The sequence below is a fragment of the Roseovarius litorisediminis genome, from assembly GCF_900172295.1.
GTDB lineage: Bacteria > Pseudomonadota > Alphaproteobacteria > Rhodobacterales > Rhodobacteraceae > Roseovarius > Roseovarius litorisediminis.
This window is the reverse complement of record NZ_FWFL01000009.1, coordinates 128281-151587: the sequence shown is the minus strand read 5'-3', so window position 1 is coordinate 151587 and position 23307 is coordinate 128281. Positions and strand designations below refer to the sequence as shown.

19 protein-coding genes and 1 other RNA gene are annotated in these 23307 nt (G+C 58.8%); 13 read left to right on the top strand and 7 right to left on the bottom strand.

The window, feature by feature from the left end; genetic code table 11:
• Nucleotides 1–5 precede the first annotated feature (5 nt).
• Complete coding sequence (locus PEL8287_RS16325) at nucleotides 6–1694, bottom strand: chloride channel protein (RefSeq protein WP_085893499.1); 1689 nt, start codon at nucleotides 1692–1694, stop codon at nucleotides 6–8.
• Nucleotides 1695–1895: 201 nt separating this feature from the next.
• Here PEL8287_RS16325 and PEL8287_RS16320 point away from each other — a divergent pair, with 201 nt between their 5' ends.
• Nucleotides 1896–3272: an FAD-binding oxidoreductase gene (locus PEL8287_RS16320; protein ID WP_085893498.1), complete on the top strand. Its 1377-nt coding sequence runs from the start codon at nucleotides 1896–1898 to the stop codon at nucleotides 3270–3272.
• A 225-nt stretch (nucleotides 3273–3497) separates the two neighbouring features.
• On the opposite strand, the gene ffs is transcribed toward PEL8287_RS16320, so the two are convergent.
• Together ffs and PEL8287_RS16310 are read right to left on the bottom strand one after the other, a co-directional pair.
• Nucleotides 3498–3594: signal recognition particle sRNA small type (gene ffs, locus PEL8287_RS16315), an RNA gene on the bottom strand.
• Nucleotides 3595–3668: 74 nt separating this feature from the next.
• Complete coding sequence (locus PEL8287_RS16310; protein WP_085893497.1) at nucleotides 3669–5552, bottom strand: bifunctional 2',3'-cyclic-nucleotide 2'-phosphodiesterase/3'-nucleotidase; 1884 nt, start codon at nucleotides 5550–5552, stop codon at nucleotides 3669–3671.
• A gap of 224 nt (nucleotides 5553–5776) precedes the next feature.
• Here PEL8287_RS16310 and nudC point away from each other — a divergent pair, with 224 nt between their 5' ends.
• Together nudC and PEL8287_RS16300 are read left to right on the top strand one after the other, a co-directional pair.
• Nucleotides 5777–6748 carry an NAD(+) diphosphatase gene (gene nudC, locus PEL8287_RS16305; protein WP_085893496.1) on the top strand — a complete coding sequence of 324 codons (972 nt, stop codon included), beginning with the start codon at nucleotides 5777–5779 and terminating at the stop codon, nucleotides 6746–6748.
• A gap of 38 nt (nucleotides 6749–6786) precedes the next feature.
• Nucleotides 6787–7254: an SRPBCC family protein gene (locus PEL8287_RS16300; protein ID WP_085893495.1), complete on the top strand. Its 468-nt coding sequence runs from the start codon at nucleotides 6787–6789 to the stop codon at nucleotides 7252–7254.
• Between the two features lie 184 nt (nucleotides 7255–7438).
• Here the strand turns inward: PEL8287_RS16300 and PEL8287_RS16295 are convergent, their stop codons facing one another.
• Nucleotides 7439–8272: a prephenate dehydratase gene (locus PEL8287_RS16295; protein ID WP_085893494.1), complete on the bottom strand. Its 834-nt coding sequence runs from the start codon at nucleotides 8270–8272 to the stop codon at nucleotides 7439–7441.
• A 122-nt stretch (nucleotides 8273–8394) separates the two neighbouring features.
• Between PEL8287_RS16295 and PEL8287_RS16290 the strand changes: the two genes are divergently transcribed.
• The 5 genes from PEL8287_RS16290 to PEL8287_RS16270 all read left to right on the top strand — a co-directional run bounded on the left by PEL8287_RS16290 (nucleotide 8395) and on the right by PEL8287_RS16270 (nucleotide 15375).
• Nucleotides 8395–9450: a c-type cytochrome gene (locus PEL8287_RS16290; RefSeq protein ID WP_085893493.1), complete on the top strand. Its 1056-nt coding sequence runs from the start codon at nucleotides 8395–8397 to the stop codon at nucleotides 9448–9450.
• 191 nt (nucleotides 9451–9641) lie between these two features.
• Complete coding sequence (locus PEL8287_RS16285) at nucleotides 9642–11579, top strand: extracellular solute-binding protein (protein WP_085893492.1); 1938 nt, start codon at nucleotides 9642–9644, stop codon at nucleotides 11577–11579.
• 7 nt (nucleotides 11580–11586) lie between these two features.
• Nucleotides 11587–12672: a microcin C ABC transporter permease YejB gene (locus PEL8287_RS16280; protein ID WP_085893491.1), complete on the top strand. Its 1086-nt coding sequence runs from the start codon at nucleotides 11587–11589 to the stop codon at nucleotides 12670–12672.
• Between the two features lie 4 nt (nucleotides 12673–12676).
• Nucleotides 12677–13783 (top strand): ABC transporter permease, encoded by a 1107-nt coding sequence (locus PEL8287_RS16275; protein ID WP_085893490.1) that lies wholly within the window; start codon nucleotides 12677–12679, stop codon nucleotides 13781–13783.
• On the top strand, nucleotides 13780–15375 hold the full coding sequence (locus tag PEL8287_RS16270) for an ABC transporter ATP-binding protein (RefSeq protein WP_085893489.1): 1596 nt from the start codon (nucleotides 13780–13782) through the stop codon (nucleotides 15373–15375). The genes PEL8287_RS16275 and PEL8287_RS16270 overlap by 4 nt, the downstream gene beginning before the upstream one ends.
• 226 nt (nucleotides 15376–15601) lie before the next feature.
• Here the strand turns inward: PEL8287_RS16270 and PEL8287_RS16265 are convergent, their stop codons facing one another.
• Entirely contained in the window at nucleotides 15602–16273 is a 672-nt protein-coding gene (locus PEL8287_RS16265; protein WP_139837833.1) for a DUF1194 domain-containing protein, read from the bottom strand.
• A 242-nt stretch (nucleotides 16274–16515) separates the two neighbouring features.
• Nucleotides 16516–17355, bottom strand: coding sequence for a universal stress protein (locus PEL8287_RS16260; RefSeq protein ID WP_085893526.1), 840 nt, complete (start codon nucleotides 17353–17355; stop codon nucleotides 16516–16518).
• Between the two features lie 361 nt (nucleotides 17356–17716).
• Between PEL8287_RS16260 and ccoN the strand changes: the two genes are divergently transcribed.
• The 5 genes from ccoN to PEL8287_RS16235 all read left to right on the top strand — a co-directional run bounded on the left by ccoN (nucleotide 17717) and on the right by PEL8287_RS16235 (nucleotide 22583).
• Entirely contained in the window at nucleotides 17717–19321 is a 1605-nt protein-coding gene (gene ccoN / locus PEL8287_RS16255) for a cytochrome-c oxidase, cbb3-type subunit I (RefSeq protein WP_085893487.1), read from the top strand.
• A 17-nt stretch (nucleotides 19322–19338) separates the two neighbouring features.
• On the top strand, nucleotides 19339–20064 hold the full coding sequence (ccoO, locus tag PEL8287_RS16250; RefSeq protein WP_085893486.1) for a cytochrome-c oxidase, cbb3-type subunit II: 726 nt from the start codon (nucleotides 19339–19341) through the stop codon (nucleotides 20062–20064).
• Between the two features lie 11 nt (nucleotides 20065–20075).
• Nucleotides 20076–20282 (top strand): cbb3-type cytochrome c oxidase subunit 3, encoded by a 207-nt coding sequence (locus PEL8287_RS16245; RefSeq protein WP_085893485.1) that lies wholly within the window; start codon nucleotides 20076–20078, stop codon nucleotides 20280–20282.
• Between the two features lie 5 nt (nucleotides 20283–20287).
• Nucleotides 20288–21151 (top strand): cytochrome-c oxidase, cbb3-type subunit III, encoded by an 864-nt coding sequence (gene ccoP, locus PEL8287_RS16240; protein ID WP_085893484.1) that lies wholly within the window; start codon nucleotides 20288–20290, stop codon nucleotides 21149–21151.
• 544 nt (nucleotides 21152–21695) lie between these two features.
• Entirely contained in the window at nucleotides 21696–22583 is an 888-nt protein-coding gene (locus tag PEL8287_RS16235; protein ID WP_085893483.1) for a LysR family transcriptional regulator, read from the top strand.
• A gap of 17 nt (nucleotides 22584–22600) precedes the next feature.
• On the opposite strand, the gene PEL8287_RS16230 is transcribed toward PEL8287_RS16235, so the two are convergent.
• Nucleotides 22601–23281 (bottom strand): DUF2270 domain-containing protein, encoded by a 681-nt coding sequence (locus tag PEL8287_RS16230; RefSeq protein ID WP_085893482.1) that lies wholly within the window; start codon nucleotides 23279–23281, stop codon nucleotides 22601–22603.
• Nucleotides 23282–23307: the final 26 nt, after the last annotated feature.

Sequence of the window (23307 nt, the reverse complement as noted above, 5' to 3'; positions counted from 1 at the left end):
GCGGTTCAGCTGTGTTCTTCTTCCGACACGGCCGCCAGCGCGCGGTTATAAGCCTTAAGAGCATCGACATGAAACAGCGCACCCCAAAGTTCAGGTGGCTGATCCTCGCCGCCGAGGGTGAGAACCGGGATAAAGCGCGCGCCAGAGCGGTCAAAGATCGGCATTGCGGCCTCAAGCGTGGCGTTTCCGTCTATATATACGCCGTCCTCGACCAGGTCCCAGCATTCGTCTTCGGGGGCAGCGCGCGGGTCGTCGGGCTTGCGCATCAGCTTGGCCACCCGAAACATCCCCAGCAGATAGGCCTGTGGCCCGGCCGCAAGACGGATGCCGCGCCGGTCCAGCTGTGACAGAAAAAACGACCGCCGCACCAGACGGGACCCAAGCGCGGTGGACATCGACACCGCCACCATCACCGCCAGCCCTGTCTGCCAGTCGCCGGTCAGTTCAAACACGATCAGCGTGGTCGATATCGGCGCACCCAGCACGGCGGCGGCCACAGCCCCCATGCCAGCCAGTGCATAAAGGGTGTGCGAGCCCGAAACATCGGGGAATATCGATGTGGCGATCAGGCCAAAGGCCAGCCCGGTCAGCGCCCCGACCATCAGCGAGGGCGAAAACACGCCCCCGCCCATGCGCCCGCCGATGGTGATGGCAACGGCCGCCACCTTGAGCATGACAAAGACGATCGCCTCGTGCCAGATCAATTGACCGGTCAGCGCGGCCGAGGTTGTTTCGTAGCCCACCCCGATGATGTGCGGGAACCAGATCGCCAGCAGGCCTAGCAATGCCCCTGCTACGGCAGGGCGCATCCAGCGCGGCATTCCGGTGCGTTTCTGGACATGGCTGGCAAAGTCATCAGCAAAAAAGATGGCCTGCATCAACGCCGTGGCGACCAAACCACAAATAAGCCCCAGCAGCAGGAATGCCGGCAATTCGACGTAAAACTCAAGTGCGGTGGACGTGGGCAGCGCAAATTCAGTGATATCGCCAAAGGCCAGCCGGTTGATGACCGTGCCTGCCACGCTGGCGATCACGATCGGGGCAAAAGCGTGCACGGCGAAATGCCTCAGCACCACCTCAAGCGCAAAAAGCGCCCCGGCAATGGGCGCGTTGAACGAGGCCGAGACCGCCGCAGCCACAGCACAACCCAGCAAATCGCGCCCGGTGATCCCGTTGGCATTGATCTTGTCACTGACCCAGGTCGATATAACGCCCGCCAGATGCACCACGGGCCCTTCGCGCCCCGACGAGCCCCCGGTGCCAAGCGTGATCAGCGATGCCAGTGCCGATGCGACGCCGACGCGCCGTTCAACCCGGCCTTCGTTCAGCGCGGCACCTTCGATCACGTCCGAAACCGAACGCACCCGGGCATCCGGTGTGAAATGGTGCAGGATCAGCCCCACCGCCAGCCCGCCCAGTATCGGAACGCTCAGCACCCAGTACCACGGCAGTGTGGCGGCAAAGCTGTGGATATGGGACATATCCTCGGTGCCGTAGGCCAGCCACTGCAAGGCGTTGATCCCTTTGCGAAACAACAGCGCGGCAAATCCGGCGGCAATCCCGATCAACAGCGCGATCAGCCAGAACTGAAACTGGCTGGGCCCGTGTGCGCGCAACACTTTCCAGCCATTTCGGATCTGATCACGGCCCGCGTCGCTTTTCTGCCTGAAGATTGATTTTTCCGCTTCCGACATAGACTTTCCGTTTACCCGACACGGGGTATGCTTTCACATTTGCACCGCATCGCCAAAAGTGTTTTGCGTTTAACCCGCTTCACATAATCAACGCGCAACACCCAGACCAGTTGTAGCTCCTGCAGCGTATCGCCCTTTTCTGATTCAGAAACAGACCGAAACGTTTTAGGGTTAACCTGCAATCACGAGGAAAGGCCACGCATGGGTATTCAGGACGCAATCGCCGAGTTGTCAACCGTTCTAGGCCAACGGCTGACCCGGTCCAAGTCTGATCTGGATCTGCACGGGCGCAGTGAAACGCATTTTCCGACGACTCCCCCCGATGCGGTCGCCTATCCCGAGACGACCGACGAGGTGGCACAGATCGTGCGTACCTGCGCCCGGCATCTCTGCCCGGTTGTGGGTTGGGGTACGGGTACTTCTCTGGAAGGGCAGGCGCAGGCCTTTCACGGCGGGATCTGCGTGGATTTCCAACAGATGAACCGAGTGCTGGATATCCGCACGGGTGACATGGATGTGCGGGTGCAGCCCGGTGTCACCCGCGAAGCACTGAATGAAGAGTTGCGGGCAACGGGGTTGTTCTTTCCGGTCGATCCGGGGGCCAATGCCTCGCTTGGGGGGATGGCCTCGACCCGGGCCAGCGGCACCACGGCGGTGCGCTATGGCACCATGCGTGACAATGTTCTGGGGCTGGAAGTGGTGACGGCGGCGGGCGAGGTTATTCGCACCGGCAGCCGCGCGCGCAAATCATCATCGGGTTATGATTTGACCGGCCTGTTTGTGGGCGCCGAGGGCACGCTTGGCCTGATCACCGAACTGACCCTGCGCCTGCGGGGCCAGCCCGAGGCGATTGCCAGTGCCGTCTGCGCGTTTGAGACCGTCGGCGATGCCGTGGCTGCGACAACGGACGCGATTCAGATCGGTCTGCCGATTGCACGGATTGAACTGGTTGATACGGCCAGCGTTGCCGCAGTGAATGCCTATTCCGGCAGCATTCTGCCGGAAAAGCCGCATCTTCTGCTGGAATTTCACGGCACTGACAGCGGCGTGGCGGAACAATCCGGGATGTTCGGCGAGATTGCCAGGGATCACAACGGCTCGGGTTTTGACTGGGCCACGCGCACCGAGGACCGAACCGCGCTTTGGGCGATGCGGCACAATGCCTACCACGCCATTCTGGCTGCCCGTCCGGGTGCGCGCGCCATCGTGACCGATATATGTGTCCCGATCTCGAATCTGGCGCAGGCGATCGAGGAAACCCGCGCCGATCTGGCCGAAAACAGCGTGCAGGGGCCGATCCTGGGTCATGTGGGAGACGGTAATTTTCACGCGATCCTGCTGATCGATCCCGATGATCCTGTCGAGATGGCGCAGGCCAATGAGGTGTCGGACAGGATGGTCAAACGTGCGCTGCAGCTTGGTGGAACTGCCACCGGCGAGCACGGCGTCGGCGTGGGAAAGCTGAAGTTCATGCAGGACGAACACGGTGGCGGATGGGCCGTGATGGGGGCGCTGAAACAGGCGTTGGACCCTGACAACATCATGAATCCGGGTAAACTGGTTCCCCCCCGGAACTGAGTTTGGACAAGGCGGTTGTTCAGGGCGGAGGGGCTGAACCTCATCGCAGGCACTGTGATCCGAAGGAGCGCCTGCGGCGCGCTCTTTTATCTCGTCAACGCCCGCTGGGGCGTCTCCTCGGCATGCGGGGAAAGGTGACGTGTCGCTGACAGTGCGACCTGTGGCGATCGTTGTTTACGGGCGCGCCGGTTATATTCTTGGGTCAATCTGCAAGCTGGGAAGAAGGGTGAGAGGCTGGACAACGACCCAAGCGGGGCTCGTTACGGCTGCTTCCTTCCGGATCTGACCGGGTTGGCGAGGCGCTCGCCCGCGCCAACCTCTCGCCTCAGTACATAAGCGCGGCGGGACGGATTCGCAAGGGATGCATTTGTGCTCCTGTCGGTCGCCGTCCGGCAGCTATAAAGGCAGCCTGAAGCGGGCAAAGCCAGCATCGGAATCCCCCAGGTCCGTGGCATTCAGCGCGGCCAGATCCCGAGGATAGCGGCGGATGCCGGGACCGGTTTCAAAGACGGCGCTGGTGCCGGGCATCGGGTGAAACGTCCAGATGGGCTGTGTGTCGCTGGGAATATCCGGGTGATCGGAGACGAATTTTGCCAGGATATCACGAATGGCCCGATGCCCTGAATGGATCAGGCCGACGTTGGCCAGCACAGGGTAGGGGCCACCGCCAAAGGCGCGGAAGTTGTTGGTGGCCACGATGAATTCCTCCTTGTCTGCAACGGGCTTGCCCGCGTGACATAGATCGCAGATGCGCCGGGCGCTGGCGGCTATAAGGTTGCCGGACAGATCAAAGCGGGCGGGCTGCGACAGGTCGATCTGATAGGTTAACCCGTCTATGACATCGAAATTGTGTCCCGGCACAGCCGGGTCAATCAGCACCTGATCGTCACCTCCCGGTGTGATCCGGTTGAAAATGATGGCGGCGCGTTCCAGCCAGTCGCGTATCTGTGCGCCGGTCAGGCGCAGCCCGCAAAGGGTGTTGGGAAACGCATAAAGATCCGCAGCATTGCGCAGCAGAAAATCCCCTGGTGGTACGTCGGAATAATGCAGCGGCCCGGCACGCCCACCGGTTTTGAAGGGGGCCGAGGCCGACAGGACCGGCAGGCCCTCATGTTCTGTCCCCTTGAGGCGCTGTGTCAGAGCCAGTCTTTGTGCCCGGGTGACCAGCTGCACAGATGCATCATTGCGGATCAGTGACAGGTAGCTGTGCAGGGGTTTGGCCGTCCGGCCAAGGCTTCGGCCTGTCAGGCGCACAGTGGCCTGATGAGCCTTTTCGAGGGCGGCGCAGATGGCCGGATCGGGCGGGGTTGCCTGCGTGGTTCTGGCCTGGGCACGGTGGTGGGTCACCCGCCATCCCTGTGCGCCCTTTTCCAGACCCAGATCCAGAACCCCAAGATGCGATCCGCCAAATCCGGCCATGACGGCGGGCGTTCCGTTCAGGGTAGCAGCGCAGGCGTCGATGCCGACTGTCCCCTGAAACCCGGAAGAGGGAAATATCTGATGGCTGTGGCCCGCAAGAATCGCGTCAATACCCGCAACAGCCCCAAGCGGCAGGGCCGCGTTTTCCATCATTGAAAACGGCGTTGCCGGGTCGATGCCGGTGTGGGCCAGGGCGATAACCAGATCGGCGCCCGCAGCCCGAATCTGCGGCACCAGGGTTTGTGCCGTTTCAACGATGTCACGGCTGCAGACCCGTTCTTGCAGGTGGTACTGGTCCCAGGTGGTGATCTGCGGGGGCAGTAATCCGATCACGCCGATGCGCAAATCGTGAGAGTTGCCCCGGGTGTCCAGAACCTGCCGCTTTAGGATCAGATAAGGCGGGAACAACGTTTCAGCCCCGTCCCGGCTTTGCTTCAGGGCATTCGCACAGGTGACCGGAAAGCTGGCCTGTGACAATGTTTCGTGCAGCCAATTCAACCCAAAATTGAATTCGTGATTTCCTGGGGTGGCAGCATCATACCCCAGCAGGTTCATCGCCGTCAGCACCGGGTGCGGCCCGGTCCAGCCGGTGCCGGGCTGGGCTGTCATGTCGCTGATCGGGGTGCCCTGCAGAAAGTCACCGGAATCAAACAACAGGCAATTCTGCACCTCACCCCGTGCCTGCCGGATCAGCGTCGCCACGCAGGCGAGGCCCGAAAAACCGGTGTTTTGTCCTGAAAAATAATCAAAGGGTAACAGATGAGCATGCACATCAGTGGTCTCAAGCAGGCGCAAAAAAACCTGTGGCACACCAGCCCGGTGAGGCGCGGGTGACGGAAAGGAAAGGTCGGGCTCGGTCAATAAAGGTCAACTTTTGGTCAGGATCGGACGGTGTCAAGACAGTGCTGCTCGGTGCGGATACCGACAGCCGCTGCTTGCTGGAATATATGGCTTGGTGAATGCATTTCCAGTTTAAAAATCATCCTCAGGTTGAATTATGTGAGTGATAACAAAAAGGAGACCTCTTTGCTTGCCCGGCTTGCCCTTGCGCCCAGAAAATGACAGGTGATGCCCGAGGGTAGCATATGAAACGTGCAGAAACAGTAACATTCGGAGGCTCAACCCTGGATCGGGCCGCTGAATTGCGCGGTGACGCCACGGCATTGGCCAAACTGACGTCCGAAGGATGCAGCAAATCGATCCTGCTGTGGCGCGGCAAGCCGCTGGTGCGCGCAGAAGCGCTGGACCGGCTTGTCAGATTGCCGATGGATCACCCCGTTCTGACGCAGGCGGTTTCCCCTCCGATTCTGTTGGGACGAGAGGAAACTGGCGATCTAATCTTTGCCAGTGACATTTCAGGCTGGCAGCCAGAGGAACTGGACGAGGCTGCGCTGGGTCAGTTCCTGGACGCGACCGAGCAACAGCATCCCGACCTGCCCGCAGAGACGGTCTTTGCCGAGTTGCGCCGGATCATGACCCGGCTTTCACCTCGCGATGCCGAGTTGGCCGCTACCGCCAAAGCCGTGGCAAGCTGGCATGTCAGTCATCGGTTTTGTGCCCAGTGCGGTTCAGAAAGCCAGATGGTCATGGCCGGGTGGCAACGCAGTTGTTCCGTCTGCGGCGGGCAGCATTTTCCGCGCACCGATCCGGTTGTCATTATGCTGATAACAAATGGAAATTCGGTTCTGATGGGGCGATCTCCGGGGTGGCCAGAGGGGATGTATTCGCTGCTGGCCGGCTTTGTCGAACCGGGTGAAACGCTCGAGGCCGCCGTGCGCCGCGAGGTGTTCGAAGAAGCAGGCATCATGGTGGGGCAGGTTGAGTATCTGGCCAGCCAGCCCTGGGCGTTTCCGTCATCGTTGATGTTTGGATGTCGGGGCACGGCTCTGAACCACCACATCAACATCGATCCCACCGAAATCGAGGATGCAATCTGGATCACGCGCGAAGACATGATGCAGGCCTTTGCCGGAAACCATCCCTTTCTGGCCCCGGCGCGCAAAGGTGCGATTGCGCAATTTTTGCTGGCCAACTGGCTTGCGGATACGCTGGATTGACGCGACAATAAACTCAATCAATTAACCGGGGCAGCGCCATGAATTTCAGTGCGAAAGAAGATGTCGAAGCACCGATCGACCATGTCTTTGCCGAAGTGTCGAATTTTCAGTCGTTCGAACGCTCCGCCCTGCGCCGCGGCGCCGAAGTGCGGCGCGTTGATGATTTGACTACCGTCGGTCCGGGCATGGCCTGGGATATCGCGTTCGAATTGCGTGGCAAGCGCCGCGAGCTCATTCTTGAACTGACGCATTTTGAGCCCCCCAATGGCATGCTGCTGGCGTCGCGCGCGTCACCGCTTGGTGGGGTCGTGTCGGTAGATCTGGTAGCCCTCTCGCGCAACCGGACCCGGATCAACGTGGATGTCGTACTCAAGCCGCAGAACCTGTCGGCGCGACTTTTGGTACAGTCGCTAAAGCTGGCCCGCGCAAATCTGGGCAAACGGTTTTCACTGCGCCTGGGTGATTATGCAAGAGACCTTGAAAATCGCCTGAAACGCCGGGCGTAAAGCGTTTTGCATTTAATCTGAGTTACAGATTTGATGTAAAGCGCCCACAACATTGAGATGGCGTGGGCCCTTTCCACTTTCCCTGATTCAGGAAAAACGCAAAAGGCTTTAAGCAGGCAATCCGCCAGGTCGCCATCTGGACGCCTTGCCTGCGCTCTGCGCATCCCGCGACGTTGTTGCATCATCAATGACGTTGGCGATCCGCCGGGTATACCCCCAGAATCGTGATGTCCGAGGTAAAGTAATCCAACTCGTCCAGCGCCCGCGCCACCGCCGGATCATCAGGGTGGCCTTCGATATCGGCATAAAACTGCGTTGCTGTGAACGACCCGCCGACCATGTAGCTTTCAAGTTTGGTCATGTTCACGCCGTTGGTTGCGAACCCGCCCATGGCTTTGTAAAGCGCGGCCGGAATGTTGCGGACTTGAAACACAAAGGTTGTCATCATCCCGTTATCGCCGCGCGGCGTATGATCGGGCTGGGGCGCCATCACCAGAAAACGGGTGGTGTTGTTGCTTTGATCCTCGATATGACGTGCCAGCACTTCCAGCCCGTAGATTTCACCGGCCAGTTCGCTGGCAAGTGCTGCCAGCTTGGGATCGCCGGCCTCTGCCACGTGATGGGCCGATCCTGCCGTATCCGCCCCGGCCACCCGGTGGATTCCATGTTTGGACAGGAAGTCACGGCACTGGCCCAGCAGCACCGTATGGCTCATGGCGCTTTCAACCTGATCCAGCTTTGTGCCCGGAAGGGCCAGAAGATTGATATGCACCCGCACAAATGCCTCGCGGATGATATGCAAGCCTGACTCGGGCAGCAGGTGATGAATGTCGGCCACGCGCCCAAAGGTCGAGTTTTCAACCGGTAGCATCGCAAGCGACGCCTCGCCACTACGCACAGCTTCGATTGCGTCCTCGAAGGTACGGCAGGGCAGGGCCTCCATCTCGGGATAGGTGTCACGGCAAGCCTGGTGCGAATAGGCGCCCGGCTCGCCCTGAAAGGCAATGCGCTTGGTCATCAGCAGTTATTCCTGTCATTTTTTGCCCGGGTCGGGCGTTTGGTCGCGCAAACTACACCTTGCGTCTACATAGGGGAAGCGGATAGATACGCGGCCAAGAGATATCAAATGGAAACGGGCCTATGTTCGATACGATGAGACTTACCAAGATCGTCGGCAGCCTCTGCGGAGCGCTGCTGATACTCCTTTTGAGCAAATGGGCGGCTGAACTGCTCTATACTACGGGAGGCGGACATGGTGACGGCCATAGTGCGGCCTATGTAATCGACACTGGAGAAGCTGACGCCCACGGTGAGGCCGCCGCCGACGAAGGCCCTTCGCTGGCCGAGTTGTTTGCAGCTGCCGATCTGGAAAAAGGCGCCAAGGTATTTGGCAAGTGTAAGGCCTGTCACAAACTGGAAGATGGTGCAAATGCCACCGGCCCGTACTTGTACGGCGTTGTTGGCCGCAAGGTCGATTCGGCTGCGGGCTATGGATATTCCGGCGCCCTTGAAAAAGTGGTCGAAGTCTGGACGCCCGAAGCACTGGACGGATTCCTGGAAAACCCCAAAAGCTATGCGCCGGGTACCGCCATGGGCTTTTCCGGTCTGAAAAAACCCGAGGATCGCGCCAACGTGATCGCCTATCTCGACCAGACCGATGGAACGACCTATGAAATGGATGTTCCGGCCGCAGAAGAGGCTTCTGCAGAGGAGCCCGCTGTCGAAGAAACCCATCAGGAAGCCGCTGCTGAAGAGCCCGCTGCTGAAGAGCCCGCCGCGGAAGAGCCTGTTGCCGAAGAACCTGCTGCCGAAGAACCCGCCGCTGAAGAGCCTGCAGCCGAGGAAGCCGCCAGCACCGGTGCTTCTGGCTTTGCCGGGATGGTCGCCGCGGCCGATCTCGCCAAAGGCGAGAAAGTATACAAGAAATGCAAGGCCTGCCATGCACTTGAAGACGGCAAAAACCGCGTTGGCCCGCATCTGTTCGGTCTTGTTGGCCGCGCCGTGGCCAGTGTTGACGGCTTTGGCTATTCCGGTGCTCTGCAGGGCATTGGTGGCGACTGGACGGTTGATCAGTTGAACGCCTGGTTGGAAGACCCCAAAGGCTTTGCCCCCGGTAATAAAATGAGCTTTGCCGGCGTCAGAAAAGAAGAAGACCGCGCCGCTGTGATTGCCTATCTGGGCACCATCGGCAACTAGGTCGCCATCAAAACAAACCCAAAGGCCGCCGCCCGAAACCGGGCAGGCGGCCTTTTTCATGCCCGTGTGCCGGAAATCAACCGGTGGTCACGTTTCCGCGCTTGAATGTACTGCTATGCCTCCTTTAGCTTGCACCCAAGTAAAAAAGCACCAGATCAATGCGATATGGATCGCAGCAGGAGGGAACGAGTATGACCCGACAACGCAGACGGGCCCAGACCCGGGCGCTTAACAACAGCACACCCCTGAGGCTTGTTTTTGCACTCATCTGTCTGTCACTCGCAAGCCTGATGGCCCATGCCGCTCTGGCGCAGGAAAAGATAATCAAATCGCACGGTTACTCCTACTTCGGCGAGTTGAAATATCCAGCGGATTATCCCTATTTCGACTATGTGAATCCAGATGCGCCCAAGGGCGGCGAAATTTCGATCGCGCTCAGCGGCACGTTCGATTCGATGAATCCGTATTCGCGCAAGGGCAAGGCCTCGGCCTTGTCTACGGTGATGTATGAAAGTCTTCTGGGCGAGGTTCTGGCCGGTGGCGGCGCGCTGCCTGCGGATGCGGATGGCGAACTCTACGGGCTTTTGGCCGAGTCGTTGGAATATCCTGAAACCAAGGACTGGGTCATCTTCTATATGCGCCCCGAGGCGCGCTTTTCCGATGGCACGCCAGTGACGGCGCATGATGTGTTGTTCAGCCACAACCTGTTGCTGGATCAGGGGCTGAAATCCTATGCTGATGCCGTGCGCAAACGCATCCCCAAAGCCGAAGTGATCGACGATCACACCATCAAGTTCTATTTCACCGAAGGTATCTCGCGCCGCAGCCTGATTGATCAGGTCGGCACCGTGCCGGTCTGGTCCCAAAAGTGGTACGAGGATACTGGTGCGCGTCTGGATGAGGGCCGGCTTGAAGTGTCGCCGGGGTCAGGGCCATATTTGATTGACCAGATTGACGTCAGCCGCCGCGCGACTTTCAGGCGCAACCCGGATTATTGGGGCTGGCACCTGCCGATTAACAAGGGACGGCACAATTTCGACCGGATCCGGCTGGAATACTTCACCGATGCCACCACCGCCTTTGAGGCGTTCAAGGCTGGCGAAGTGACCTTTCGCACCGAATCTGACCCCAAGAAATGGGCCAGTTTCTATGACTTCCCGGCCATCGAACGTGGCTCTGTGGTGCGCGAAGAACTGCCCGACGGGACGCCACCTGCAATGACCGGTATCGTGTTCAACCTGGGATCCGAGGCGTTCAAGGATAAACGCGTCCGCGAGGCGGTGGCCCTGTGTTTCAATTTCGAATGGACCAACAAATCACTACTGTACGGCCTGAACGCGCAACAAAGATCGTTTTCGACCGGCACCGACCTTGAATCCAAAGGTCTGCCGGCGGGCGACGAGCTGGAGTTCCTGAAATCTCTGGGCGATATCGTGCCTTCGGCGCTGCTGACGACTGAACCGCTGGTTCCGCATACCTCTGATCCTGATCGTCTTTTGACCCGCAAAAACCTGCGCCTCGCGAAAAAGCTGCTGGATCAGGCAGGGTGGGTAACCGGCGATGACGGCATCCGTCGTAATGCCCAAGGCAAGTCTCTGACGCTGAATTTTCTGTTTAACTCATCGGGCGAACCGACGGATCGGGCGATTGGCGAAAACTTTGTCTCCAACCTCAAGACCATGGGAATTGATGCCAGATTCGAATCCGTTGATTCTGCCCAGTACACCAAACGCGAGCGTGATCGCGACTATGACCTCGTGTTCGACGGCTATCCATCGCTGATGGGCACTGGTACCGGTCTGCTGCAGCGTTTTGGATCCGAAGCCGCGTCGTACAGCCTGTTCAATCCCGCCGGGCTGGCCAGTCCCTTGGTGGACGCGATCATCAACAAATCCCTGCTTACCAGCAGCCAGGCCGAAGAAGATATGACCATCCGCGCGCTCGACCGGGTTTTACGACATGAATTTTTCCTGATCCCAACGGGCTATGCCCCCGATCACTGGGTGGCTTACTGGGACATGTATGAGCATCCCGAAAAACAGCCCCCCTTTGCCTTGGGGGCCCTGGATTTCTGGTGGTACAACGCCGAGAAAGCCGAGGCGCTCAAGGCCTCGGGTGCGCTGAGGTAGCCCGCTGATGGGTGCCTATATCCTGCGCAGGCTGTTGCTGATCATTCCCACATTGCTGGGGATCATGATCATTAATTTTGCGCTGGTACAGTTTGTGCCCGGCGGCCCGGTGGAGCAGATGATTGCCCAAATCCAGGGCGGAGGCGATGTGTTCGGCGGCTTTGCGGGCGGGGGCGAGGACGCAACCCTGAGCGCAGACAATGAGAATTCACAATATGCAGGCGCCCGCGGATTACCGCCCGAGTTCATCAAAGAACTGGAAGAACAGTTCGGTCTTGATAAGCCGCCGCTGGAACGGTTCTTCAACATGATGTGGAACTACATGCGCTTTGATTTCGGCGAAAGTTACTTTCGCAAGATCGACGTGCTGGATCTGGTGCTGGAGAAGATGCCGGTCAGTATTACGCTGGGGCTGTGGTCGACCGTCATCGCTTATCTGGTGTCGATCCCGCTGGGTATCCGCAAGGCGGTCCACGACGGCTCGGGCTTTGATACCTGGACCAGCGGCATCATCATCGTGGCCTATGCCATTCCGGCCTTTCTGTTTGCAATCATGCTGCTGGTGCTGTTTGCCGGCGGCAGCTATTGGCAGGCCTTCCCGCTGCGGGGCCTGACCTCGGATAATTTTGACCAGCTCAGCCTTGTCGGCAAGGCGCTGGATTATCTGTGGCATATCGCGCTGCCGGTCCTTGCCTCGACCATTGCCGCCTTTGCTACGCTGACGCTGCTGACCAAGAACAGTTTTCTGGACGAGATCAAGAAACACTACGTGATGACCGCCCGCGCCAAGGGCCTGTCCGAGCGTAAAGTGCTGTATGGTCATGTTTTTCGCAACGCCATGCTGATCGTGATCGCAGGCTTTCCGGCGGTCTTTATCGGGGTGTTCTTTGGCGGCTCGGTGCTGATCGAGACGATCTTTTCGCTTGATGGTCTTGGGCGACTTGGGTTCGAGGCGGCCGTGGGGCGCGACTACCCGGTGATGTTCGGCACGCTGTTTCTGTTTGGTCTTATCGGCCTGCTGGTCGGTATCCTGTCAGACCTGATGTACGTGCTTGTCGACCCGCGTATCGATTTTGAGAAACGGGAAGGGTGACAAAATGGCCCTGTCCCCTCTTAACCAGCGCCGCTGGCGCAACTTCCGTCGAAACCGCCGCGCCTATTGGTCGCTGATGATCTTTGCGGTTATCTTTGGCATCACGCTGTTCGCCGAGTTTGTGGCCAACGACAAACCGATCCTGATCCAGTATCGCGGGCAATATTACACGCCGATTTTCAACTTCTACCCGGAAACGGAATTTGGCGGCGATTTCGATACCGAAGCCATCTATCGCGACCCCGAAGTGCGCTGCCTGATCACCTCGGGCGGGCTGGAAGACTGCTTTGACGACCCCGAGGGCATTGTCGAAGACGCCGCCGACGGTGTGGTCAATGGCGAGCCGATTGAAAAGGGCTGGGCCCTCTGGCCGCTCATTCCCTATAGCTATAACACCTCGGTCGATCGCCCCGGTGCAGCGCCCCTGCCGCCAAACCATCAGAACTGGCTGGGCACCGATGACACCAAACGCGATGTGCTGGCGCGGGTGATCTATGGCTTCCGCCTGTCGGTACTGTTCACCCTCATCGTCACCGCGCTGTCGTCGGTGATCGGCATATTCGCCGGGGCCGTGCAGGGGTATTTCGGTGGCCGCACCGATCTGATTTTTCAGCGCATCATCGAGATATGGTCGTCCACGCCGCAGCTTTACGTGATCATCATCCTGTTTGCGATTCTGCCCCGCAGTTTCTGGCTGCTGGTCTTTATCACCGTCCTGTTCGGCTGGATGGCCCTTGTGGGCGTGGTCCGCGCCGAATTTCTGCGTGCCCGCAACCTTGAATATGTCCGCGCGGCCAAGGCCTTGGGCGTCAGTAACCTGGTGATCATGTTCCGCCACATGCTGCCCAACGCGATGGTCGCGACGCTGACCATGCTGCCGTTTGTGATCACCGGCACGATTTCGCTGCTGGCGGGGCTGGACTTTCTGGGCTTCGGCCTGCCGTCGTCCTCGCCGTCATTGGGAGAGTTGACGCTGCAGGCGAAACAGAACCTGCAGGCCCCCTGGCTGGCCTTCACCGCGTTTTTTGCCTTTGCCATCATGCTGTCGCTGCTGGTCTTCATCTTTGAAGGCGTGCGTGACGCGTTTGACCCAAGAAAGACCTTTGAATGAGCCTGCTTGAGGTCAAGGATCTGCATGTCGGATTTCGCCAGGATGGCCAGGTGGTGCGCGCCGTGAATGGCGTGTCCTTTACCGTAGACCGCGGCGAAACCGTTGCCCTGGTGGGCGAATCCGGGTCGGGCAAATCGGTCACGGCGCTTTCCACTGTCTCGCTGCTGGGTACTTCAGCCGAGGTGCAGGGCAGCGTCACCTATGACGGCCAGCAGATGATCGGCGCGGATGACAGAATGCTGCGCAAGGTGCGCGGCAACGACATCAGCTTTATCTTTCAGGAGCCGATGACATCGCTGAACCCGCTGCACACGCTGGAACGTCAGATTACCGAAAGCCTTGAGTTGCATCAGGGTCTGACCGGCGATGCCGCCCGCACCCGCATTCTGGAACTGATGGAACGCGTCGGCATCCGTGACCCCAAAAGCCGTCTGGGCGCTTATCCTCATCAGTTATCCGGTGGCCAACGCCAGCGGGTGATGATTGCCATGGCACTGGCCAACAAGCCCGATATCCTGATCGCCGATGAGCCGACAACGGCGCTGGACGTGACCATTCAGGCGCAGATCCTCGAACTTCTGGCCGAACTGAAACGCGAAGAGCAGATGGGCCTGCTGTTCATCACCCATGATCTGGGCATCGTGCAGCGTATTGCCGACAAGGTCTGTGTGATGAAGGACGGCGAGATTGTGGAATCCGGCCCCACGGCCAAAATTTTCGCCTCCCCGCAGCACCCCTACACAAAAAAGCTGTTGAACGCCCGCGCCGTGGGCGAACCCACAGCGGTGGCTGATGATGCGCCAGCGGTAGTTGAAACCGAACACCTGCGCGTTTGGTTCCCGATCCAGCGCGGATTCCTGCGCAAGACGGTGGGCCATGTGAAGGCCGTGAATGATGCCAGCATCCGTGTCCGCGCCGGCGAAACGCTGGGTATTGTCGGCGAAAGTGGCTCGGGTAAAACCACCATGGCGCTGGCGATCATGCGGCTGATTGCGTCAGAGGGGAAAATCACCTTTGCAGGCCAGGATGTGAATAGCTGGTCCACCAAAGAGTTGCGCCGCCACCGGTCTGATATGCAGATTGTCTTTCAGGACCCGTTTGGCAGCCTGTCCCCACGTATGACCTGCGAACAGATCGTCGCCGAGGGGCTGGGCGTGCACGGCAACCCCGGGGGGCGCCCGCAACGTGACCTGGTGGCCGAGGTTATGGTCGAGGTGGGCCTTGATCCGGCTACGATGGACCGGTACCCGCACGAGTTTTCCGGTGGTCAGCGACAGCGTATCGCCATCGCGCGCGCCATGATCCTGCGGCCCAAACTGGTGGTTCTGGACGAGCCCACCAGCGCGTTGGACATGACCGTGCAGGTGCAGATTGTTGATCTGTTGCGCCAGCTTCAGGTGAAATATGGTCTGGCCTATCTGTTCATTTCTCACGATCTGAACGTGGTGCGCGCCATGAGCCACCGGGTGATCGTGATGAAACAGGGCGACGTGGTCGAGGCCGGCGAGGCGCAGGCGCTGTTCGAAGCCCCGCAGACCGACTATGCCCGCACCCTGTTGCAGGCGGCGCTTGATCTCAAAACCCACAAATAGCCGGGCCTGATCCAGCGGTGCGCGCTGACGCGCGCGCTTGATCCCTCGTCAGGCTGTGCCTTCCTCGGCGCGGAGGGCCATGTGACGTGCGCAGGCGGGCGAAAAGCAGGTTCCGTGGCGGGATTGAGTATTTGGGGAAAAATGAAAGTGCTTTGTGCAGGTGTTCTTTTATGCGGCAAGCGTTGCGTGGTGCCGCTGCCGCCTGTACAGGGTGATCACTCAATCGCTACCGGAGGGCAACGACAGGATCGCCCTGCAAAACGGGGCGTTCGGAAAACATCGCGCCGCTGATTTCACGCAAAAGCTTGATCTTCATGGCGGTCGTGAAATCCTCGAACTCGTCCGCCGTGACCACAAAGGCATTCGGCCCGCCAATCAGGTGGCGGTTGAAATAGCTGGTCAGATCATTGTTGAGCTCTTCCACAGCCAGTGCATTGATTACCACGCCGCGCGAAACCAGCCTGTCGCGGGCCTCCAGCATCAAATCCAGATTGTCGCTGCGCCCGTTGCCTGACAGGTCGATCACCTGTCGCCGCGCATAGCCCGGCGCTGCGTCGAGCAGGCGCCCGGCATAGGCCAGACCGGAATGGATCATGGTGCCGCCACCTGGCAGACGTCGGGGCATCGCATCGACGGTGTCGGCATATTTGAGCACATCCTTGTCGCTGTGCAAGGCGACCCAGTCCAGCCCCAGGGCTTGTCGTGTCACACTGGACCACTGGATGATTGCGATGGCCACGCCCCCAGGGGCCTGATCAATTGCCGCGACAACCGGCGGCGCGCGCAGGGCATCGGCGGTGCCGCTGCGCTGCAGATCAAATTCATCGTCATTGACGCTTGCCGAAACGTCAAAGGCCAGCACCAGATGCAATTCCATCTGGGCATCAGCGCGTGCCACAGCCCCCGATACTGCGACCACCAAAGCACAAAGTGGACCTGAGCAAAGCCAAGATCGAATGATATTTGCAGGCCTCACGCCAGCGCCTCCTGTTCGCGATTGACGGTGGCGTGAGGCCTATGGCCCAGTCAAGGACTAATTTGGAGCCGCCGTTTTTGGCTCTTTGGCAATGTTGCAATCCGGTAACGGGCCTGCCGATTCCTGCGCGGGCCATTCACGTTCCGATACTTCGGGGCAGCAGTTTAATGCGCCATCAGCACCGGGATCTTTGCCTGTTCCAGCATGTAGCGTGTGGCACCGCCAAAGATCGCCTCGCGGAAGCGCGAATGGCCGTAGGCGCCCATCACGATCATGTCAGCATCCATATCGCCCGCATGCCGGATCAGCACATCCGAGATGCGCGGCAAGGTTTTGCTGAGGACATCAATTTCCACCGTCACGTCGTGGCGCGCCAGGTATTGGGACACAAGGCCGCCGGGGTCTGACCGGTTGGGTCCGTGGGTTGGCGGGTCAATCACGACCACATGCACCACGTCCGCCCCGCGCAGCAACGGCAGGGCCGCACGCACGGCGTTCAGCGCCTCGATGCTTTCGTTCCAGCCGATCATGACCCTTTGCGGGCCAGGCTGCGGATCGTCGCCATCAGGAACGACCAATGCCGGGGTGTGGCCTTCGAAAAGTGCTGCTTCGGTCACCGGCTCCAACTCGGCACCGCGGCCTTCGCCATAGGGCTGCGGAAGAATCACCAGATCCGAAAATCGCGCCCGGGCCGACACATGCCGCCCCAGATCGGCAAGTTGTGCCACACCGCTTTCGCTGGCCCAGCGGATGCCCGATGCCTTCAGGATGCTTCTGGCCTTGGCTTCAATCGCGTCGGCCTCTTCATTGGCCCGGGTTATTGTTTCCTGCAGCACGATTGCGCTGGCCCCAGCATAGTAGTATCCGGTCTGGCTGCGGTCGACACCCAGGCAAAGCACATCCAGATGCGCATCATGGGCCTGCGCAGCCGCAACGGCATGGGCCAGCACGCCGTCAACCAGCGCCTCGTCGGTCAGGACGGAAAACAGGCAGTTATAGGTCATCTCGAATTCCTTTGCTGTGTTCGCTTCTGAATTCAGGCTAAGCAGGTTTCCCGGACCTCCGCTTTGATTAGTGTCAAGTAACCGACCGTTAACCCCGATCCGGAATTTATCATAGAAATAAGGACGCGTTCGGCCAAGCGGCGCCAAACTGCGCAAAAAATTGGCAGAGAGGCAGCGTTTGCGCGTGCTTTTGAGAAAGGCGGTGCAGCCCGACCCCGGGGGCGGCCGAACTTTGGGCAAGAATTGTGAAATCTTGACACAGATCAAGGTAAGTCATTGCCCCTGCCAGCAATAACGCATCAGTCTAAACGCGCCCGCGCTTTACATACGAATCGCGCGGATAGAGACGAAGGGACGCATTATGACGAATTATATCAAGCTGATTGCGCTTGGTCTGGTCACGCTATTCGCGCTGATCGCGGCCAACTACGCGCGCGATCTTGCCTACCTGGTTAACGCGCTGACTGTGGCGCTTGTCGCCGCAGGCATGTTTGTGTGGACGTTGCGCCACACGGATGAACCGAAACCCAAAGTTGACCTTTCGGGCGAATATATGGATGGGGTCATCCGTGCCGGGGTTGTCGCCACCGCCCTGTGGGGCGTTGTCGGATTTCTGGTGGGCACATTCATTGCTTTCCAGCTGGCTTTTCCGGCGCTCAATTTCGAATGGGCGCAAGGGTTTGCCAACTTTGGACGTTTAAGACCGCTGCACACTTCAGCGGTTATTTTTGCCTTTGGCGGCAATGCATTGATCTGTACGTCATTCTATGTTGTCCAGCGTACATCTGCCGCCCGTCTCTGGGGCGGCAATCTGGCGTGGTTCGTCTTTTGGGGCTATCAGCTGGTTATCGTGCTGGCGGCCACCGGGTACCTTCTGGGGGCGACCCAATCCAAGGAATATGCCGAACCTGAATGGTATGTCGATCTGTGGCTGACCATCGTTTGGCTGGCCTATCTGGCCGTGTTTCTGGGGACCATCGTCAAGCGCAAAGAGCGGCACATCTATGTCGCCAACTGGTTCTACCTGAGCTTCATCATTACTGTGGCGATGCTGCATGTGTTCAATAACATCTCAATCCCGGTCTCTGTTTTCGGCTCCAAGTCGGTTCAGGTTTTCTCGGGGGTGCAGGATGCGATGACACAATGGTGGTACGGCCACAACGCCGTGGGTTTCTTCCTGACCGCGGGTTTCCTGGGCATGATGTACTACTTTGTTCCCAAACAGGCCGAACGCCCGGTCTACAGCTATAAACTGTCGATCATCCACTTCTGGGCTCTGATCTTCCTGTATATCTGGGCGGGTCCGCACCATCTGCACTACACAGCGCTGCCTGACTGGGCCTCGACGCTGGGCATGGTGTTCTCGATTATCCTTTGGATGCCCTCTTGGGGTGGCATGATCAACGGCCTGATGACGCTGTCGGGTGCCTGGGACAAGCTGCGCACCGATCCGATCATCCGTATGATGGTTATCTCGATCGGCTTTTATGGCATGTCGACCTTTGAGGGCCCGATGATGTCAATTCGCGCTGTGAACTCGCTGTCGCACTATACTGACTGGACCATCGGCCACGTACATTCCGGCGCTTTGGGCTGGAACGGCATGATCACCTTTGGCGCGCTCTACTTCCTGGTGCCCAAGTTGTGGAACCGCGAGCGGCTTTATAGCCTTAGCCTTGTAAGCTGGCACTTCTGGTTGGCCACAATCGGCATCATCCTTTATGCCGCCTCGATGTGGGTGACCGGCATCATGGAAGGCCTGATGTGGCGCGAAGTGGACGCCAACGGTTTCCTTGTGAACTCGTTCGCCGACACGGTTGCCGCCAAGTTCCCGATGTACGTTGTACGCGGATTGGGCGGGGTGCTTTTCATCAGTGGTGCAATCATCATGTGCTACAATCTTTTCATGACCGTCAGACGGAGCCCGGCTGTTGACGCCACCAACTCCGTTGTCCCGGCCGAATAAGAAGGAGGGACCGACAAATGGCAATTCTCGACAAACACGCGATTCTTGAAAAGAACGTCACCCTTTTGGCAGTCTTCGCCTTTCTGGTGGTCACAATCGGGGGGCTGGTGCAGATTGCACCACTCTTCTGGCTGGAAAACACGATCGAGGATGTTGAGGGCATGCGCCCTTACTCTCCGCTCGAACTGGCAGGGCGTGATGTCTATATCCGCGAAGGCTGCTATGTCTGTCACAGCCAGATGATCCGCCCCATGCGGGACGAGGTTGAGCGCTATGGCCACTACTCACTGGCGGCTGAGTCACAATATGACCATCCCTTCCAGTGGGGGTCTAAACGCACCGGGCCCGACCTGGCCCGTGTTGGCGGCCGCTATTCGGATGAATGGCACGTCGACCACCTGCGCAACCCGCAATCGGTTGTGCCGGAATCGGTGATGCCTAAATACGGCTTTCTTGAAAACCGGATGATCGATGGCAAATATATTCAGGACCTGCTGAAAACCCATCAACTGGTTGGTGTACCTTACACTGACGAGATGATCGCAGCAGCCAATGAAGATTTTGCCGCTCAGGTTGATCCTTTTGGCGATACCGACGGGTTGCTTGAACGCTATCCAAATGCGCAGGTCCGTAACTTTGACGGACAGGCCGGGATTTCCGAAGCGGATGCGCTGATCGCTTATCTGCAAATGCTGGGCACGCTGGTTGATTTCTCGACCTTCACGCCAGTGGCAAGTCGCTAGGGAGAGAAAAAATGGAAACTTATTCCCTTCTTCGCGAATTCGCCGACAGCTGGGTTCTTTTGGTTTTGTTTGCGTTCTTCGTAGGCGTGGTGATCTGGGTGTTCCGCCCGGGGTCGACCAAATCTTATAGCGAACCTGCTGGCATTCCCTTCCGGCACGAAGACAAACCCGCGTCGTCGCAATCGCGACCGGCCGGGGCCGACGCCAAGGAGGCGTGAAAGACATGGCAAAGCAACCAATGAAGCAAAAGCAAGATCCTGACACAACCGGCCATGAATGGGACGGCATTCAGGAATTCAACAACCCTCTGCCGCGCTGGTGGCTGTGGACATTCTATCTCTGCATTATCTGGGGTATCTGGTACGTGATCGCCTACCCCGCCTGGCCGCTGATCAATGGCGCAACCGCGGGTTACAAGGGCTTTTCAACCCGCGCCAATGTCGCGGCTGATATTGCCGAGGCAGAAGCCGCCAATGCGGCGATCAACCAGAAACTGGCCTCGGTCGAGCTGGCCACGATTGCCGAAGACCCCGAACTGTCGGGCTATGCTACCTCGGCAGGGGCGGCTGTGTTCAAGACATGGTGTGCGCAGTGTCACGGGTCCGGTGCTGCCGGGGCCAAGGGGTATCCCAACCTGCTGGACAATGACTGGCTGTGGGGCGGTACCATCGAGGATATCCACACCACTGTCAGCCACGGTATCCGTAACGAGGTGGACGACGATGCCCGCTATTCCGAGATGCCCGCCTTTGGCGAGATCCTGGAACCTGCCGAAATCGGTCAGGTCGCCAACTATGTGATGTCGCTTTCGGGCACGCCACAGGACGCAGCCCTGGCTGCCGAGGGCGAAGCCGTGTTCCTGGATAACTGCGCTGCCTGCCACATGGAAGATGGTACAGGCGACCGGGCACAGGGTGCGCCTAACCTGGCCGACGCCATCTGGCTTTATGGCGGGGATATCGACACGATCACCGAAACCGTCACCAACAGTCGTTACGGCGTCATGCCACCTTGGAGCGGTCGCCTGACCGAGGCCCAGGTACGCGCGGTCGCGACATATGTTCATCAGCTGGGAGGCGGTGAATAACAGAACGCCTGCGGGATCATTCCTGCAGGTCAGGCACCGGCTCTTCCGTCCTGTTCGCGCGTTTCCAGGAAGGCCGGTGCCGCCATAGTTAGGGCCGCAGAGTACCTACTCTGCGGCCCCAATTATTGCAAGAACGTATCGCCGACCTGGGCCATTCAAATTCAGCTACAGACCTTACACGTTATCTGCGGCGGCTTTTCGTCGAAGATACCGGAGCTTGTGTGCTCCATCTGCCGCCCCGCCACGGCCAGTGTCTTGGCCTTCCTTCCTGCCGAAAGACCAGTTCGGGATGAAAGACAATCGGATCAATCACGGCGCCCTCCTATGGCGTGCGGAAAAAGCTGGGCCTGATGACGATCGTCGAACCGGGTGTGGTTTTTCCAGTGGTTGCGGGGCTCAGACCGGGTGGCAGTCATGAAAGTTTTTGCAAGAACATTCAGCATGTCGTTTCCTTTCGTGGATGCTGTTATGTCTTGAATATGGTGGAAAACGTGACATCCTGCGACTCAGGAAAAATTCTAACATGTAAGGATAAGTTACAGATATGGATTGGCTGAGCCTGCCACCTTTGTCCGCGCTTCGAGCCTTCGTGGCACTGGCCGAGACCGGTTCGGCTGTGGCGGCGGGAACCAAACTAAACGTCAGCCACGCAGCCATTAGCCAGCAGATCAAGTCGCTTGAGGCGCATATGGGCCTGTCTTTGGTCAATCGCAGTGGTCGCGCGCTTGAACTGACGTCCGAGGGCCAGCAACTTGCCGATTCCCTGTCTGTCGGTTTTGAAACAATTTCACGTACAATCAGTGCCTTGACGGGCGCAGACGCCAACCGACCGCTGCATATCTCGACCACACCAATGTTCGCCTCGGCCTGGCTGATGCCACAATTGGGCGGGTTTCATGCCGCTCATCCGGATATTGATCTGATCCTCAGTACCACCCCCAAGGTTGAACCCCTCGACACCGGCAACATCGACATTGCCCTGCGTTATGGGGCAGGTAACTGGCCCGGTCTTGTCAGCGAAAGTCTGTTCCTGTCTCCCATGGTGGTGGTGGCGGCGCCTTCTTTGGTTGGGGAACGAACGTTTCAATCCTTTGAAGAGCTGGCAGAATTTCCCTGGGTGATGGATGCAGGCATCTCTGAGGCCAACAACTGGCTGTCAGGCATCGGCACGCTGTCTAAAATGGGGCAGGGCTCGATTCAATTGCCCGGCAACCTGTTGCTGGACGGTGCCCGCGACGGCAGGGGTATTGCTGTGGCCATCCGCACCTTTGCCGAAACCGATATTCGTGCCGGACGGTTGCGGGTTTTGTTCGAAAAGAACGACAAAAAAGGCTATCACATCGTAACCCGCCCGGGCGTGCAGCGCCCCGCTCTGAAAACCTTTTTGAAATGGCTGCGAAAATGCGCTCGGGAATGCGAAGCCCCCATTTAATATAAGAGATCAATTAGCTAACCCATCGAGCGTTCGCCGCCACGTCGTGCTGCATTTTTCTTGTCATTACGGGTTACCCAGATCGACAAGGAAATCATGACCCCGATATAGATCACCCCGATCCCCAGCACCAATTCACCGGGCACGGGGCCAATATCGGCACGGGTACGCAACTCTTCCAGACTGGCCACGCCGGTGGGGTGCACCATCAGTTTACCCAGATAGGCCAGCGCCTGAATCAGCAGGATCCACAGGTAATTGCTGCGAATGCGCCGCGACAAAGCCGTCAGGTAGCTGACGTGATATTGTGGATACTTGTAATCCATCGCCAGAACGCTTTGCCAGTTTTCTTCTGTGTGCAGGTCGCCGTCTTGCAGCATCGGCACATAAAAATACTTTTCCATCCACCGGGTGCGTCCGCGCCAGACGTTGAAAAACCGATAGCGCCGCGCTTCGAGCGCCAGAAAAAGCAGGATCAGAATGCCCACCAGCAGCAACGGGAGCGGGGACGCTGAGGGCGATGAAAAGGTGATCGACAGCGCTACGCCAAGGGTCACTACCGCCCAGTTGGTTGTGGTGTCCAGCCGGGTGCGCCAGATTGTACTGCGATAAACCTCACCGCGATAGAGATGTGCCAAGGCACCGATTTCGGCGGCCGAAAATTCGTCCTGTTCCGATGCCTTACGCTTGCCTGTCATTGCCCCATTCGCCTTTGAAAACTCTG